14 protein-coding genes are annotated in these 15,678 nt (G+C 72.3%); 4 read left to right on the forward strand and 10 right to left on the reverse strand.

What is annotated here, in order from left to right; all coding sequences use genetic code 11:
• Positions 1-36: 36 nt before the first annotated feature.
• The 4 genes from ACZ58V_RS39655 to ACZ58V_RS39670 form a co-directional block, all read right to left on the reverse strand.
• Positions 37-2,973, reverse strand: a complete 2,937-nt coding sequence (locus ACZ58V_RS39655) for a helix-turn-helix transcriptional regulator (protein ID WP_471296110.1) — start codon at positions 2,971-2,973, stop codon at positions 37-39.
• Positions 2,974-3,070: 97 nt separating this feature from the next.
• Positions 3,071-3,433, reverse strand: a complete 363-nt coding sequence (locus ACZ58V_RS39660) for a UBP-type zinc finger domain-containing protein (RefSeq protein WP_468189473.1) — start codon at positions 3,431-3,433, stop codon at positions 3,071-3,073.
• On the reverse strand, positions 3,430-4,875 hold the full coding sequence (locus tag ACZ58V_RS39665) for an ATP-binding protein (RefSeq protein ID WP_471296112.1): 1,446 nt from the start codon (positions 4,873-4,875) through the stop codon (positions 3,430-3,432). The genes ACZ58V_RS39660 and ACZ58V_RS39665 overlap by 4 nt, the downstream gene beginning before the upstream one ends.
• Entirely contained in the window at positions 4,872-6,548 is a 1,677-nt protein-coding gene (locus ACZ58V_RS39670; RefSeq protein WP_471296114.1) for an NAD(P)/FAD-dependent oxidoreductase, read from the reverse strand. Before ACZ58V_RS39670 ends, ACZ58V_RS39665 begins: the two co-directional genes overlap by 4 nt.
• Positions 6,549-6,737: 189 nt before the next feature.
• On the opposite strand from ACZ58V_RS39670, the gene ACZ58V_RS39675 reads away from it, so the two are divergent.
• Entirely contained in the window at positions 6,738-7,619 is an 882-nt protein-coding gene (locus ACZ58V_RS39675) for a universal stress protein (protein ID WP_468189477.1), read from the forward strand.
• 13 nt (positions 7,620-7,632) lie between these two features.
• Here the strand turns inward: ACZ58V_RS39675 and ACZ58V_RS39680 are convergent, their stop codons facing one another.
• From ACZ58V_RS39680 to ACZ58V_RS39690, 3 genes are all read right to left on the reverse strand, one after another.
• Entirely contained in the window at positions 7,633-8,865 is a 1,233-nt protein-coding gene (locus ACZ58V_RS39680; RefSeq protein ID WP_468189479.1) for a DUF4032 domain-containing protein, read from the reverse strand.
• Between the two features lie 41 nt (positions 8,866-8,906).
• Positions 8,907-9,653: an MBL fold metallo-hydrolase gene (locus tag ACZ58V_RS39685; protein WP_468189481.1), complete on the reverse strand. Its 747-nt coding sequence runs from the start codon at positions 9,651-9,653 to the stop codon at positions 8,907-8,909.
• Between the two features lie 115 nt (positions 9,654-9,768).
• Positions 9,769-10,392 (reverse strand): alpha-ketoglutarate-dependent dioxygenase AlkB, encoded by a 624-nt coding sequence (locus tag ACZ58V_RS39690; protein WP_468189483.1) that lies wholly within the window; start codon positions 10,390-10,392, stop codon positions 9,769-9,771.
• A 119-nt stretch (positions 10,393-10,511) separates the two neighbouring features.
• Here ACZ58V_RS39690 and ACZ58V_RS39695 point away from each other — a divergent pair, with 119 nt between their 5' ends.
• Positions 10,512-11,192 carry a TetR/AcrR family transcriptional regulator gene (locus ACZ58V_RS39695; RefSeq protein ID WP_468189485.1) on the forward strand — a complete coding sequence of 227 codons (681 nt, stop codon included), beginning with the start codon at positions 10,512-10,514 and terminating at the stop codon, positions 11,190-11,192.
• Positions 11,168-12,841 (forward strand): FAD-binding dehydrogenase, encoded by a 1,674-nt coding sequence (locus ACZ58V_RS39700; protein WP_471296118.1) that lies wholly within the window; start codon positions 11,168-11,170, stop codon positions 12,839-12,841. The genes ACZ58V_RS39695 and ACZ58V_RS39700 overlap by 25 nt, the downstream gene beginning before the upstream one ends.
• Before the next feature lie 19 nt (positions 12,842-12,860).
• On the opposite strand, the gene ACZ58V_RS39705 is transcribed toward ACZ58V_RS39700, so the two are convergent.
• The 3 genes from ACZ58V_RS39705 to ACZ58V_RS39715 all read right to left on the reverse strand — a co-directional run bounded on the left by ACZ58V_RS39705 (position 12,861) and on the right by ACZ58V_RS39715 (position 14,859).
• Entirely contained in the window at positions 12,861-13,211 is a 351-nt protein-coding gene (locus ACZ58V_RS39705) for a DUF488 domain-containing protein (RefSeq protein WP_471296120.1), read from the reverse strand.
• Positions 13,212-13,286: 75 nt separating this feature from the next.
• Positions 13,287-13,538: a WhiB family transcriptional regulator gene (locus ACZ58V_RS39710; protein ID WP_193478998.1), complete on the reverse strand. Its 252-nt coding sequence runs from the start codon at positions 13,536-13,538 to the stop codon at positions 13,287-13,289.
• A gap of 103 nt (positions 13,539-13,641) precedes the next feature.
• Positions 13,642-14,859: a saccharopine dehydrogenase family protein gene (locus ACZ58V_RS39715; protein WP_468189491.1), complete on the reverse strand. Its 1,218-nt coding sequence runs from the start codon at positions 14,857-14,859 to the stop codon at positions 13,642-13,644.
• 103 nt (positions 14,860-14,962) lie between these two features.
• Between ACZ58V_RS39715 and ACZ58V_RS39720 the strand changes: the two genes are divergently transcribed.
• A complete protein-coding gene (locus ACZ58V_RS39720) occupies positions 14,963-15,670 on the forward strand; it encodes a TetR/AcrR family transcriptional regulator (protein ID WP_382833303.1) in 708 nt (235 codons plus the stop codon).
• The last annotated feature ends 8 nt before the right edge of the window (positions 15,671-15,678 follow it).

Raw genomic sequence — 15,678 nt, forward strand, 5'->3', positions numbered from 1 at the left:
TCGGCGCCTCGACGGCGTGCTCACCCGGTCTGCCGGTCAGCCCGACGCCGACGGCTCATGGGTGATCAGACCCTCCCGGTAGGCGATCGCCACCGCCTCGCCGCGGCTGGACGCGCCCAGCTTGGCGAGGATGTTGGAGACATGGACGCTGGCCGTCTTGCCGCTGATGAACAGCTCGTCGCCGATCTGCCGGTTGCTGCGGCCGAGGGCGAGCAGCCGCAGCACCTCCTGCTCGCGGGCGGTGAGCGCGCCGGCCCGGTCCTCGGCGCCCGGTGTGTCCGAGAGGCGGCCGCGCCGGACGAGGGCGTCGACCTGCCCCCGCAGCGGCGTGGCGCCGAGGGCGTCGGCGGTCTCCCGGACCGCCCGCGCCTCCGCCACCGCCTCCTCGCGACGCCCGGCCGCCACCAGGGCCTCGGCGTACCGCAACCGGCAGCGCGCCCGCTCGTAGACATCGCCGTAGCCGAAGGCCTTCGCCGCCTCCGACCAGGCCGCAGCGTCCGGCCCCGACACGGCCCGGAGCCACTCCGCCTCCGCCCGGGCCAGCCAGGCCTGCCCCTCGGGACCCTGGGGGCCGCCGTCCTCGCCGCGCTTGGCGGTGGCCCGCGCCAGTTCCACGAGTTCGGTCGCGGTGTCCGTCCAGCGGAGGGTTCCCGCCTCGTCGCCGGTCAACCGCAGCCCGGCCGCCGCGTCGGCCACCGCGGACAACGCGAGGGCGGCGAGCCGGACCGTGACGTCCGGGCGGGTGCCCGCCTCGTCGGTGAGGGCCGTGACCGTGGACCGCATCCACCGCACCGCGTCCTCGGGATCGCGGCGCAGCCCGGCGGCGTCGGTGAGCACGATGCCCGCGACCAGGGTGGCCATCCAGTCGAACGGCCCCTCCAGCAGGGCCCGCGACCGTTCGGCGGCCACGAGATCGCCGCGCGCCAGCGCCACGGACAGCGCCGGACCGTCCGTGTAGCCTCCGGCCGACGGCAGCACGTCCGCGTCCGTCGCCGCCGCGCGCACGCACTCGTCCCAGCGGCCCAGCACATGCAGCACCAGCAGTCGCAGGTACCGCATCTCCAGCGGATACGGCGAGGACAGCAGCCCGGCGCGCCGGGCCCGGTCCAGGCCCTCCGTCAGCCAGGGCAGGCACTCCGCCAGCGCACCGGACTCGTAGCACCCCATGGCCAGGTTGAACAGGGCGCGCAGTTCCACCGGCGCGTTGCCCGAACTCCGGGCCAGCTCCCGGGCCTTGACCAGCCGCTCACGGCCCTCCGGGCTGCGCCGCCCGCCGCCGTCGAACACGGCCAGGGAGATCAGCAGATCCGCCTGGGCATCGGTCACCCGCAGCCGCTCCGCCACGCCCAGGGCCCGGCGGGCGACCCGCACCGCGGTCTCGTTCTCCCCGACGTGACGTGCGGCCATGACATGAGTGGCCGCCGCCCACACCCACGTACGCGACGGCGGATCCTCGGGGATCATCCCCAGGGCCTCGCTGCTGTAGGCGAACGCCGCCGTCAGGCTGTCCACGCTCAGCAGGTTCCCGGCGAGGGTATAGCGGACCCGGGCGGCGAGTTCGGAGTCGGCGTCCTGGCCGAGCTCGCCCAGCGCGGACCGCGTGAGGGAGACGGCGCGGTGCAGCGCCCCGGCGTGCACGGCCGCCGCCGAGGCGCGCAGCGTCAGCGTCACCCGGTCGACGCCCCCGCCCGAGGGCCGCACCTCGGAACCCACCGCGGGCCACAGGTCCAGGGCCGCTTCGAGATGCCGCTGCTCCTCGGCGGGCGCACCGACCCGCTGGGCGTGGTCGGCCGCCTCCAGCGAGGCGGTCAGCGCCTCGGCGAGGTCGTGGCTCTCCCGGTAGTGGTGCGCGCGCTCGGCGGCGCTCTCGGCGGTCCGGCCGCGCCCGGCGAGCAGCCGCGCGAACGCGCCGTGCAGCCTCGCCCGCTCCCCGGGAAGCAGATCGGCGTAGACGGCCTCGCGGGCGAGGGCGTGCCGGAACGAGTACGTGTCCTCGTCCCCGGCCACGAGAAGCTGCCGTCCCACCGCCTCGCGCAGCGCCGACTCCAGTTCCTCCTCGGGCAGGCCGACCGCCTCCCGCAGCACATCGTGCTCCACCCGGCGTCCGGCGACGGCCGCGGTCCGCAGCACCTGCTGCGCGGTGTCGGAGAGCTGCTCGAAGCGGATCAGCAGCACATCGGCGAGTCCGCCGGGCACCCCACCGGGCTCCGAGTCGGTGGCCGCGAACAGTTCCTCCGCGTAGAAGGCGTTCCCCTCGGCGCGCTCCACGATCCGCCGCACGGTGGTGTCCGGCAGCGGCCGGTGCTCCAGGGCACGTACCAGCCGCGCCACATCGGGGTCGGCCAGCGGCCGCAGCTCCAGTCGCTCCACGGAGGGCAGCCGTATCAACTCCGCCAGCAGCGGCCGCAGCGGATGCCGCCGGTGCAGGTCGTCGGCCCGGTACGAGGCGAGGACCGCCAGACGGTGCCGGAGGACACCCCGGCCGAGCAGGAACCGCAGCAGATCCCGCGACGACTGGTCGGCCCAGTGCAGATCCTCCAGCACGAGCAGCAACGGGGCGACATCCGCCACATCGGCGAGCAGCCCCGCCATCCCCTCGAAGAGCCGCAACCGGCCGTCCACGTCCCGCACACCGTCGGTCCCGGCCCCCAGCAACCGCTCGACCACCGGGTGCGAGGCCAGAGCGGCGGCGAACCGCTCATCCCCCGCGAGCACCCCCAGCACCTCGGTGAACGGCAGATACGGCAGCCCGACGTCCCCGAGGTCCACGCAGTGCCCGGTGACAACGATCATCCCGGTTTCGGCGGCCTGTCCGGAGACCTCCTCCAGGACCCTCGTCTTACCGACTCCGGCGTCTCCGGCGACCAGTACCGCACGCGCTTCCCCATCCCGGGCACGCTCCAGCACGCCACTCAGCCGGGCAAGTTCGGACTCCCGCCCCACAACCGGCGTGACGAATGAACCCTGCGGCACTGAACCAACCTTCACTTGTTAGGGGCGCGGGAGCGGGGAACTGCGCGATCAACCACAAACCGTTCGCAGCCGCCGTGTCTCAGACAGCCTCGAGCTCCTAGGCCCGCAACACCTTCGCCCAGTCAACCGGCACCCGCCCCGCAGGCCCCGGCGTCGGCTGGTCCGCAGGATGACTCACAGGCGGAGCCAGTTCGGGCCCGGCCTCGTACAACTCGTTCGCCGAGTAGTCCCAGTACCAGTTCTCACCGGGCTCGAAGCTCTGCACCAAGGGATGCCCGGTAGCCCGGAAATGCCCCGTCGCATGCTTCGCGGGCGAACTGTCACAGCACCCCACATGCCCGCACCGCGCGCACCGCCGCAGATGGAACCACCACCCGCCACCCGCATCGCACTCGACGCACCCGTTGCCGCTCGGCGGCACGCCCGGGTCGATTCCGTTGTCACCACTGTCGCCACTCATGAAGGCTCCTCCTCGACCGATGTAAGCGGAAGCAGCACCTGGAACCGTGTGTCCCCCGGCTCCGACTCCACCTGAATGCTCCCGTGGTGCTTGTTGACCACGATCCGCCAGGAGATGTCGAGCCCGAGCCCGGTCCCCTCACCGACGGGCTTCGTGGTGAAGAAGGGATCGAAGATCCGCCCCTGGTCCGCCGCCGGGATCCCGACGCCCGTGTCCCGGAACTCCACCAGCAGCCGGTCGTGGTCCGGAGCCGTCCGCACGGTCAACGTCCCCTCGCCGCCCGCGCTGTTGATGGCCGAGACCGCGTTGTCGATCAGGTTCGTCCACACCTGGTTGAGCTCCGCCGGGTACGCCGGGATGCTCGGCAGCGTCCGGTCGTACTCCTTGACGACCTTGATCTCCTTGCCGATCTTGCCCGACAGCATCAGCAGGGTGGAGTCGAGGAGTTCGTGCACATCGGCGTTCTGGAAGGGCGCCCGGTCGAGCTGCGAGTACTGCTTCGCCGCGTCGACGAGATGCGAGATGCGCGTGGTCGAGTCGGTGATCTCGTCCATCAGCAGCTCGGTCTCGACGGTGTAGTTCAGCCACCCGATCGCGCTCGGCAGGATCTCCTCGTCCACGGCCGCCGCGACCTGGTCCAGCCAGTCCACGTCGAGCCCGGCCTGGACGAAGGTGGGCGCGATCCGCCAGCCGTCCGGGATGCCCTGGTCGTCGAGCCAGTCGCTGAGCGCGTCCTCCCGGTCGGAGGCCTCCAGCGGACTCAGCGTGGGGGCCTTGGCGACCCGCTCGGCGGTGCGTTCCTGGAGGTCGATGAGGTTCGCCATGACCTCGGGGGAGTACGAACCCTGCGCGATGATGGCCAGCTTGTGCCGCATCTTGCCGACGCGCTCCCGCAGGGTCGCGGTGGCCCGTACGGCCGCCGCAGCGGGGTTGTTGAGCTCGTGGGTGAGTCCGGCGGACAACGAGCCCAGCGCCAGCAGCCGTTCGCGCTGCCCGATGGCCCGCTGGGTGCTCTTGGAACCGAAGAACAGCCCCTCCAGCAGATGCACCGCCATCGGGAACCACTCCTGCATGATGTCCGCGAACGTGTCGGCGGGCAGCACGAAGAACCGCGTCGGCTCGGTGACGCGCATGGAGTTGTTGTAGACCTGCCGCACCCGGTCGCCCAGATACGCCTGCATGGACCCCGCGTACACCCCGCGCTGGGAGGTCCGGGTCACCTCCACGTCGTCCCCGCCCACCCGGCGGTACAGCACGACCGTGCCCTCGAGCATCACGTAGAAGCAGGTGGCGGGCTCGCCCTCGGTGTACACGGGGCCAGGCTCGAACCGCTCCACCCGCCCCTCGCCGCACAGCCTGCCGAGCTGCTCGGGCGTGAGCTTCTCGAACAGGAACAGCGCCCCGATCTCCTGGGGGCTGCACGGCATCGACCGACCGCTCATGACTGCTCCAGATACCGGTGGACGAGCATCACGGCCATGGCTCCCTCTCCGACGGCGGACGCCACGCGCTTGGCGGACTCGGCACGGGCGTCGCCCGCCACGAACACGCCGGGCACGTTCGTCTCCAGGTGGTACGGCGGCCGGTCCAGCTCCCAGCTCTCCGGCGGGCGGCCGTCGGGGGTCAGATCGGGCCCGGCGAGGATGAAACCGCGCTCGTCCCGCAGCACCGTGCCGTCCAGCCAGCCGGTCAGCGGGGCCGCGCCGATGAACACGAACACCCACTGCGCGTCGACCTGTTCGGTGTGCCCGCTGTCCACGTCCCGCAGGGTCAGCCGTTCCAGGTGGCCGTCGCCGTGCGCGGCCTCGACGACCGTGCGGGAGCGCACCTGGATGTTGGGCGCCTCGTCTATCTGCTGGATGAGGTAGTGCGACATCGAGGCCGACAGCGACGGGCCGCGCACCAGCAGCGTCACCGACTTGGCGCCCCGGGACAGGTACATCGCCGCCTGCCCGGCGGAGTTGGCGCCGCCCACGATGTACACGTCCTGCCCCTGGCAGGAGGGGGCCTCCGTCAGCGCCGACCCGTAGAACACCCCGCACCCGGTCAGGTCGTCACAGCCGGGCGCGGCCAGCTGCCGGTACGACACGCCGGTCGCCAGGATCACGCTGTGCGCGGCGACCGCCGAGCCGTCGGAGAACCGTACGATCCGGGCGGCGCCGTTGACCTCCAGCGCCGTCACCTCACGCGCGGTGAGGATCTCGGCGCCGAACTTCCCCGCCTGCCGCCGCGCCCGGTCGGTGAGCTGCGCACCCGACACACCGTCGGGGAAGCCCAGGTAGTTCTCGATGCGTGAGCTCTGCCCCGCCTGCCCGCCGGTCGCCGATCGCTCCACCAGCACGGTGCGCAGCCCCTCGGAGGCACCGTAGACGGCGGCGCCGAGCCCGGCAGGGCCGCCGCCGATCACGACCAGGTCGTAGAAGTCGGCCGTCGGGGTCGTCGCCAGACCGACCCGGGCGGCGAGGTCGACGGCCTCCGGTTCGACCAGGGGCGTCCCGTCCGGCGTGATCACCACCGGCAGCCGCATCCCGTCCGTGCCGGCCGCGGCCAGCAGCCGCCGGCCCTCCGGTTCTTCGGCGGAGTACCAGCGGTACGGCACCTGGTTGCGGGCCAGGAACTCCCGTATGTCCGAGGACCGCGACGACCAGCGGTGCCCCACGACCTTGGTGCTGGGCACGGGCCGGAAGTCGCTCGTCCGCCACGCCTGGAGCAGGTCGTCGAGCACCGGGTACAGCTTCTCCTCGGGCGGGTCCCACGGCTTGAGGAGGTAGTGGTCGAGGTCGACGACGTTGATCGCGTCGATCGCCGCGTTGGTGTCCGCGTACGCCGTCAGCAGCACCCGCCGCGCGCCCGGGTACACGTCCAGGGCCTGTTCGAGGAACTCGATGCCGTTCATCTGCGGCATGCGGTAGTCGGCCAGGATCACCGCCACGAGATCGCCGCGCAGCTTCAGCTCCCGCAGCGCGTCGAGCGCGGACTCGCCGGACTCCGCGCGCACGATCCGGTACGACGCGCCGTACCGCCGCCGCAGGTCCCGGGCCACGGCCCGGGAGACCCCCGGGTCGTCGTCCACGGTCATGATGACGGTCCGCGCCGCGTCGGCGGCCTGTGCCATACGTCCCCCACACCGGGCGGTCGACTACCGGCACGGCGCCCCGGGGCACCGCACCGACCTTCGCCCATCGTATGTTCGATCGCCGCGCCGCGCTCCGATACGGAGATCAGCTTCGGATGCCTCGGCTCACCAACGGGGGGTAGTGAAGACTGAGCAGCACGCCGTGACGTTCCGCAGGGAGGCAGCCGGATGACACGCCCGATCACCGCAGGGGTCGACGGATCGCGGGAGAGCCTCGCCGCTCTGTCCTGGGCGGCCCGGGAGGCGGTGCGGCGCGGGCTGGCACTGCGGGTGCTGCACGCCTGGCGGCCCCAGCCGCAGGACGCGCCCGAGGCGCGGATCGCCGGGGACGCCGACAGCCAGGCGGAGTGGGTGCGCAACGCGGTGACCGATGCCGTCGGGACCGTCACCGAACGGCACCCGGACCTCGACGTGACCACCGACGTCGTCGAGGGGCCGGCCGTCGACACCCTGCTCGCCGCCGCTGCCGACGCCGAGCTGCTGGTGCTGGGCTCGCGCGGGCACGGGCCGATCGTCGGATTCCTGCTCGGCTCGGTCGGCCAGCAGGTGATCGCCGGGACCGCGCGGCCCGTCGTGCTCGTCCGGGCCGGCGACGAGCCTTCGGCCGAGGCCGCCGGGCGCGAGATCGTCGTGGGCCAGCAGGGCGACCCGGAGGACAGCGCCGACGCGCTGCGGTTCGCCTTCGAGACGGCGGCCGCGCGCGGGGCGACCGTGCGGGTCGTACGGGCCTGGACCCTGCCGCCCGTGTTCGCCTACAGCCCGGGCTCGCTGAAGCTCCTCGACGAGGCCGGAGGACTGGAGCCGTACGAGAGGAAGAGCCTGGACGCGGCGGTCCGGCCGTGGCGGGATCGCTTCCCCGAGGTGCCGGTGACGGAGCACGTGGAGATGGGCAGCGCCGGCCAGGTCCTGCTGTCGGTGGCGGGGACGGCCCAGCTGATGGTGGTGGGCCGCCGGGCGCACCGCACGGCCGTCGGTGCCCGGATCGGCTCGGTGGCGCACGGGGTGCTGCACCACGCGGACTGCCCGGTCGCCGTGGTGCCGCACGCCTGACGGCCGCGGCGGCTCAGTCCGCGGTCGGCTGCAGGGTCTTGCGGGCCTTGGGCAGGATGTTCCGGATGTAGTCCTCGACCGCGGTGTCGATGCCGATGTCGTGCTGGGCCCGCTCGGACATGTACCAGCGGTGTTCGAGGAGCTGGTGGTAGATCTCCGCCGGGTCCACGCCGCCGCGCAGCTCGGGCGGCACGGCCCGTACGGTCGGCCGGAACACCTCCCGCACCCAGCGGTGGGCGAGTACCTCCGGGCGGGCGCCCAGGGGATCGCCCGGCGCGTAGTCGTCCTGGGTCGCCATCCAGCTCTCCAGGTCGTTCAGCAGCCGCCGGGCCTGGTTCTCCTCCGTGTCGAGGCCGGTCAGGCGCAGCAGCTGCCGCTGGTGGTGGCCGGCGTCGACGACCTTGGGCACGAAGCTGACCGTGTCACCGTTCGAGGCGTGCTCGATCTGCATCTCGGCGACGTCGAAGCCGAGTTCGTTCAAGCGGCGGATCCGGCGCTCGATGTGCTGGTACTTGCCGGCCGGATAGACGGAGGTGCGGGTCAGCTCGTCCCACAGGCCGCGGTAGCGGGCACAGATCTCCATGCCGAACTCGATGGGGTCCACGGACGGGTGCAGCGCCCCGGACGCCTCCAGGTCCAGCAGCTCCCCGCTGATGTTCACCCGGGCGAGGTCCAGGTCGTACTCGCGCTGTCCGACGCTGAGCTGCGGATGCAGATCACCGGTCTCGGCGTCCACCAGATAGGCGGCGTAGGCACCCGCGTCCCGCCGGAAGAGGGTGTTGGACAGCGAGCAGTCGCCCCAGGCGAACCCGGCCAGGTGCAGCCGCACCAGCAGCACGGCGAGCGCGTCCATCAGCCGGTGCATGGTGGCCGGGCGCATGGTCGTCTCGAACATCGAGCGATACGGCATCGAGCCGCCCAGATGCCGGGTGACCAGGACGCTCTCCAGCGGGGCGCCGTCCGCGGTGGTGCGGCCGGTCACCACGGCGAGGGGGTCCACCGACGGGATGCCGAGCCGGTCCAGGTCGCGCAGCATGTCGTACTCGCGCTGCGCGGGCCGCGCGGCCAGTTCCTTGACGGCGATCACCTCGTCGCCGGCCCGGGAGTAGCGCACCACGTGCCGGGAGATACCGCGCGGCAGGGGCACGAGGTACTCCTCCGGCCACTCCTCCAGGGGCACGTCCCACGGCAGTTCCAGCAGGAGCGCGGGATGCTCCGGGTTGGTCGCGCTGATCTGCAGTGCCATGGGCCGGGTGTCCTTGTCTCGCCGCCGATCGTCACATCAGATTAAAGGGCGTGCTCGCGGGCCCGCAGAGCGGCGTCCCGCACCGGACCGCGGTGGACCGGCCCGTGCCCGGGCAGCAGCAGCTCGCCCTCCAGCTCCGCGAGGAGGTCCAGGGAGGCCACGGCGCGCGGGCGCTCGTGGTGGAACATGTCCGGTAGCAACTGCGGTCCCTCGATCCGCGAGGTGGGGTGCCCGCTGACCAGGGCGTCGCCGGAGATCAGCACGCCGGTGCCCGGCACGTGGTAGGCGCAGTGCCCGTCGGTGTGGCCGGGCGTGTGCACCGGCACGGGCCGGCCCGGCAGGTCCAGGGCACCCGTCGTCGGGAACGGCTCGGGGGCCGTGACCGGGTTGTGCGTCGTGCCACCGGAGCGCAGCGCGTGCACCACCCACGGCAGCACACCGGGCCGCCAGGCGTTCCGCAGCACTGTCCCGACGGACACCTGGTGCAGGAACTCCCGGCGCGCGTGCGGCACTTCGGCCTCGTGCAGGTACACGGGCGTGCCGTACGTGGCGCGCAGGTACTCGGCGGAACCCAGGTGGTCGTTGTGCGCGTGCGTGATCAGCACGGCCGCGACCGCCTCCGGGGAACTGCCCACCTCCGCGAGCGAGGCGAGGACCTGCTCCCGGTCCCCGGGGTAGCCGGTGTCGACCAGTGTGACGGCGTCCCCCTCCGTGAGGATCACCCAGTTGGTGTTGGAGCCGTGCACCAGATAGGTGTCGTCCGCGACTTGCCGTACGTCTGCCCGCATGATCGCCCCGCGTTGTGTGGTCCCAGCCCGACGAGAGAAGGAAACCAGACCCCGCCGCAGGCGGAATTGCCGGGTCCGCTCAAGGGGCCCGGGCGACAGGGCGGTTCGGGCCGCCTCAGTTCACGCCGTGCGGGCGGAACTGGATGCTGACGCGCGGCCCCGTCGCCCGTGTGCTCTTGGGGACGGAGTGTTCCCAGGTGCGCTGGCAGGAGCCGCCCATCACGACGAGGTCGCCGTGGCCCAGCGGACGGCGCACGGTGTCGCGGCCACCGCGCATCGGGCGCAGCAGCAGGTCCCGGGGTGCTCCCACCGACAGGATGGCGACCATCGTGTCCTCGCGGGCACCGCGGCCGATCCGGTCGCCGTGCCAGGCCACACTGTCCCGGCCGTCGCGGTAGTAGCAGAGCCCGGCCGTGGTGAACGGCTCGCCGAGTTCGCCGGCGTAGTGGGCGGACAGGGAGTCCCGTGCCTCGTCCAGTACCGGGTGCGGCAGCGGGTCGTCCGCGCCGTAGAACGCGAGCAGCCGGGGGACGTCGACGACGTGGTCGTACATCGTGCGCCGCTCCGCCCGCCACGGCACCTCGGCGGCCAGCTGTTCGAACAGGTCGTCGGAACCGCCGAGCCATGCGGGCAGGACGTCGAGCCAGGCGCCGAAACCGAGGTCGGTCCGGCTGATCCCGTCGAGAGGACCGAGGCGCAGCTCGTCGGTCTGGTCGAAGAGGGAGCCCTGGAGGTGCATGAGCCCAGCCTACCCCGTAATCGAATATATGTTCCATCGGAATGGGGAGGGCTTCTCCGTGCGAGGCTTTCGATACACCGATGTATCGAATACAGTCATGTATCGAAAGGGGGCCGGACATGGCCGTGGAGGGAACGACGGGGCGTGTGACCAGGCGCCGGGTGCGCACGCGGGCCAACCTCCTGGACGCGGCGTTCTCCGTGTTCGCGGCCAAGGGCTTCGGCCATGTCTCCATCGAGGAGGTCTGTGAGGCCGCCGGCTACAGCCGGGGTGCCTTCTACTCCAACTTCTCCAGCCTCGACGAGCTGTTCTTCGCCCTCTACCGCGAGCGGGCCGACCTGATCGCGGAACAGGTGTCGGGGGCCCTCGCCCTCGACGGGCCCGGCCTCGACGTGCCGGCCGCCGTGGACCGTGTCGCCGACGTGCTGCTCCTCGACCGGGACTGGCTCCTGGTGAAGACGGACTTCCTCGTGCACGCGGCCCGCGACCCGGACGTGGCTCGCAGCCTGCTGGAACACCGCGCACGGCTGCGGCAGGCGATCGCCGACCGGCTCGGCCGGGCCCGCGGGCACACCGCACTGCCCGCCGTACTGGGCGACACGGACGGCGCCGCCCGTGCCGTGGTCGCGGCGTACGACGGCGTCACCACGCAACTGCTGCTGGACCGGGACGTCGAACACGCCCGCGTCTGGCTGAAGCAACTGCTCACGGCCCTGCTGACCGACGGCAGCGGCACCCCCGAGCACAGGCAGAACCGAGGAAGGGAACGGTCGCCATGGATGCCGACGCCATCGTCGTAGGAGCGGGCCTCGCCGGCCTGGTCGCGGCGCACGAGCTGACCAGCAAGGGCCGCAGGGTCGCCCTGGTCGACCAGGAGAACGCCGCCAACCTCGGAGGGCAGGCCTTCTGGTCCTTCGGCGGGCTGTTCCTCGTCGACTCGCCGCAGCAGCGGCGCCTGGGCATCAAGGACTCCTTCGACCTCGCCTGGAGCGACTGGCGGGGCAGCGCCGGCTTCGACCGGCTGGAGGACGAGGACTCCTGGGCCGTGCGCTGGGCGCGCGCCTACGTCGAGTTCGCCGCGGGGGAGAAGCGGTCCTGGCTGGACGGGCACGGCATCACGTTCCTGCCCACCGTCGGCTGGGCCGAGCGCGGCGACCTCACGGCGCACGGGCACGGCAACACCGTGCCCCGCTTCCACGTCGCCTGGGGCACCGGCACCGGCGTCGTCGAACCCTTCGTCCGGTACGCCAAGCAGGCCGCGCGCGACGGGCTGCTCACCTTCCACCACCGCCACCGCGTCGACGAACTGGTCGTCGAGGCCGGCACCGCCCGGGGCGTGCGCGGCACGGTCCTGGCCGAGGACACCTCACCCCGCGGTGTCGCCTCCAACCGTGACCCGATAGGCGAGTTCGAACTCACCGCCCAGGCCGTCATCGTCACCAGCGGCGGCATCGGCGCGAACCACGACATCGTCCGCCGCTACTGGCCCGAGCGCCTCGGCACCCCGCCGCAGGAGATGGTCACCGGCGTCCCCGCCTACGTCGACGGGCGGATGCTCGACATCAGCGCCGAGGCGGGCGTACGGCTGGTCAACCGTGACCGCATGTGGCACTACACCGAGGGCCTGCGGAACTGGGACCCGATCTGGCCCGGCCACGGCATCCGCATCCTGCCCGGGCCGTCCTCGATGTGGTTCGACGCCCTCGGCCGCCGCCTGCCCGGGCCGTACCTGCCCGGCTACGACACCCTCGGCACCCTGAAGCATCTGCGCACCACCGAGGACATCGCCGGGTACGACCACTCCTGGTTCATCCTCACCCAGAGGATCATCGAGAAGGAGTTCGCGCTCTCGGGCTCCGAGCAGAACCCCGACATCACCGCCAAGGACCGCGCCGGGTTCCTCAAGGAACGCATCCTCGGCAAGGGCGCGCCCGGACCGGTCGACGCGTTCCTGCGCAAGGGCGCCGACTTCGTGACCGCGCCCAGCGTCGAACAACTCGTCGCGAAGATGAACGACCTCACCGACAAGCCGCTCCTCGACACGGCCGGGATCAAGCGTCAGATCGAGGCCCGCGACCTGCAGATCGCCAACCCCTACGCCAAGGACGCCCAGGTGCAGGGCATCCGCAACGCACGCCGCTACATCGGCGACCGCCTCGGCCGGGTCGCCACCCCGCACCGCATCCTCGACCCGGCGGCCGGCCCCCTGATCGGCGTCAAGCTGCACATCCTCACCCGCAAGACCCTCGGCGGCATCCAGACCGACCTCGACTCCCGCGCCCTCGGGGCCGACGGCAAGCCGGTGGAGGGGCTGTACGCGGCCGGCGAGGTCGCCGGTTTCGGCGGCGGCGGGGTCCACGGCTACAACGCGCTGGAGGGCACCTTCCTCGGCGGCTGCCTCTTCTCGGGGCGGGCGGCGGGCCGGGCGGCGGAGAAGCAGACCGCCTGACGGGCTCGGGCCCGCCTCCTCAGCCTTCGAGGAGGCGGGCCAGTACCGTCGCGTGGCTCCGCTCCGGCGTCTTGGACGCGGTCAGCAGCGTCACCTCGCCCTCGCGGACCAGGTCCCGCACCCGGCCGAGGAGTTCGGTGGCCTCGTCGCCGGCCAGCTCCGCCTCGTACCGCTCGGCGAACTCCTCGTGGGAGGCCTCGCCCGCGTGGTACCAGCGGCGCAGCTCCGTCGACGGGGTGATCGCCTTCGGCCACTCGTCCACCCGGGCCGCGTCCTTCGACAGTCCGCGCGGCCACAGCCGGTCGACCAGGACGCGCGTCCCGTCGTCCGGCTCGGGCGGATCGTAGACACGGCGGACGCGCACGCTCATGGCCGGCCCCTTCTGCGACGGTCGGGTCTGCCGCGAGCGTAACCCCGGCCGCACCGAACGGCCGGTGGACGGACGTCAGCCGGAGCGGCGCCGGGCTGCCGCGCGCCGCTTCAGCGCACGCCGTTCCGTCTCGCTCGTGCCGCCCCACACACCGATGGACTGCCCCGTGTCCATGGCCCATTGCAGGCACTCGTCCTGGACGGGGCAGCGCCGGCACACCGACTTGGCCTGCTCCGTCTGCAGCAGGGCCGGGCCCGTGGTGCCGATCGGGAAGAAGAGCTCGGGGTCCTCGTGCCGGCAGGCAGCGTGGTCTCGCCAGTTGTCCATGGAAGTCACCTGCATCACAGTAGAAACGTGCCCGTTCGGATGCTTACTCCTTTTCGGGTCACCTGTCGATGCCTCGTGAAACAAATACCGCCCGGACAACCGTTCACTGCTCGCGCAGGCCCCAGGGCGAGCCGTAGGCCGTCAGCAGGTCCAGGAACGGGCCGGCCGGGAAGGCCTCCGGGCCGAGGACGCCCGTGCCGGACCAGGCGCCGGTGGCGAGGAGTTCGAGCGCGACGACCGGGTTGACGGCGGTCTGCCACACCACGGCCTGGCTGCCGTACTCCGTCATGGACCACTGGTTGTCGACCACGTGGTACAGGTACACCTCGCGCGGCTTCCCGTCCTTGACGCCCCGCACCCAGGTGCCCGCACACGTCTTGCCGTGCATCCGCTCGCCCAGGGTCGCCGGGTCGGGCAGGCACGCGGCGACCACGTCCCGGGGCGAGACCGCCACCGGCCCGTCCGGCCCCGGCACGGTCACCGGGTCGGTGCGGTCCAGACCCAGCAGGTGCAGTGTCTTCAGCGTCTCGACGAACTCCCGGCCCAGGCCGTACTTGAAGGTGACCCGGCGGGCGTCGACCCAGCGCGGGACGAGCAGCACCTCCTCGTGCTCCACGTTGACGCACTCGACCGGTCCGATGCCCTCGGGGAAGTCGAAGACCTCGGGCTCGCTGAAGGGCGCGGTGGTGAACCAGCCACGGTCGCTCTCGTAGACGACCGGGGGGTTGAGGCATTCCTCGATCGTGGTCCAGATGCTGAACGAGGGCGCGAAGTCGTAGCCGTCGACGGTCAGATTCGCGCCGTCGCGGATGCCGATCTCCTCGATCTCGTCGAAGAGTTCGTCGGCGGCGTACCGCGCGAAGACGTCCGACAGGCCCGGCTCCACCCCCATGCCGACGAGGGCCAGCACCCCCTCCTTCTCCCATTCGGCCGCCTGCGCGAACTGCTCGTCGCCGAGCCTCACCCCGCACTCCGCGTACGGCCGGTCCTCGTGCGGGTGGGACAGCGACATCGCCATGTCGAGATAGGTGGCGCCCGCGGCCCGGGCCGCGCGGAACAGGGGCATCACGAAGCGGGGGTCGGTGGCGTTGAGCAGGACGTCGCAGCGGTGCCGTGCCAGCAGGCGGGCCACCGCCGCCTCGTCGCCGGCGTCCACCTGCTCGGCGGTGAACCGCGTGTCGCCGCCGAGCGCGGCGACCGCCGCCTCGGCCCGGGCCGGTGCGTAGTCGGCCACCACCATCGCCTCGAAGAAGGGTCGCCGGGCCGCGATACGGGTGATCGCGCCGCCCACACCGCCGGCGCCCACAAGCAGAACACGCATGACAGAAACTCCCTATTCGCGAAGAACGTGGCGGGCCCTTGAGGAGATGAAACGCCGCCCTCTGTCTTAAGGTCAATGGCGTTGGCATAAGGAGGGAGCCGTCGTGCCGAAGCCCGTGGTGCCCGAGGAGAAACGCCGCCGGCGCAGGCCCACCAAGAGCGGCACCGTGCTGTCCGAGGAGCTGATCGTCGAGACGGCGCTGCGCATGCTGCACGAACACGGCAGCGCGGGACTGACCGCCCGCAGGCTCGGCCTGGCCCTGGACGCCGACCCGAGCACGCTCTACCGGTACTTCCGGGGCATGGACGACCTGACGCTCGCCATCGGCGACGCGCTGATCGGGCAGGCGCTCGGCGGCTGGGCGCCGACGGGGGAGTGGCGGGCGGACCTGCGGGCCGTCGGGCTGCGCATCCACGCCGCGTACGTGGCGCATCCGCAGGCGGCCGTGCTCACCGCCAGCCGTGTCTCGGGCCGGGCCCACGAACTCGCCGCCGACGAGGCGGTCCTGGACGTCCTGCGCACGGCGGGCTTCCCGCTGCCGGACGCGGTGCGGGTCTACCACGCGTTCGTCGACACCACACTGGCCTTCGCCGCGCTCGACGCCGCCTCGCTGGCGCTGCCCACCGCCTCACTGCACGCCGACGAGGAGATGTGGCGCTCGACGTACGCCCGCCTGCCCGCCACCACCCATCCCCGCATCGCGGAAGCGGCACCCCTGCTCGCCACCCGCATGCTGACCAGCGCCTATCCGACGGCCCTGGACATGCTGCTGCACAGCGCGGCGGCGCAGTTGGAGAGTATCGGGGAGTAGGGCGGTAC

The organism is Streptomyces sp. NPDC040589, from assembly GCF_055594445.1.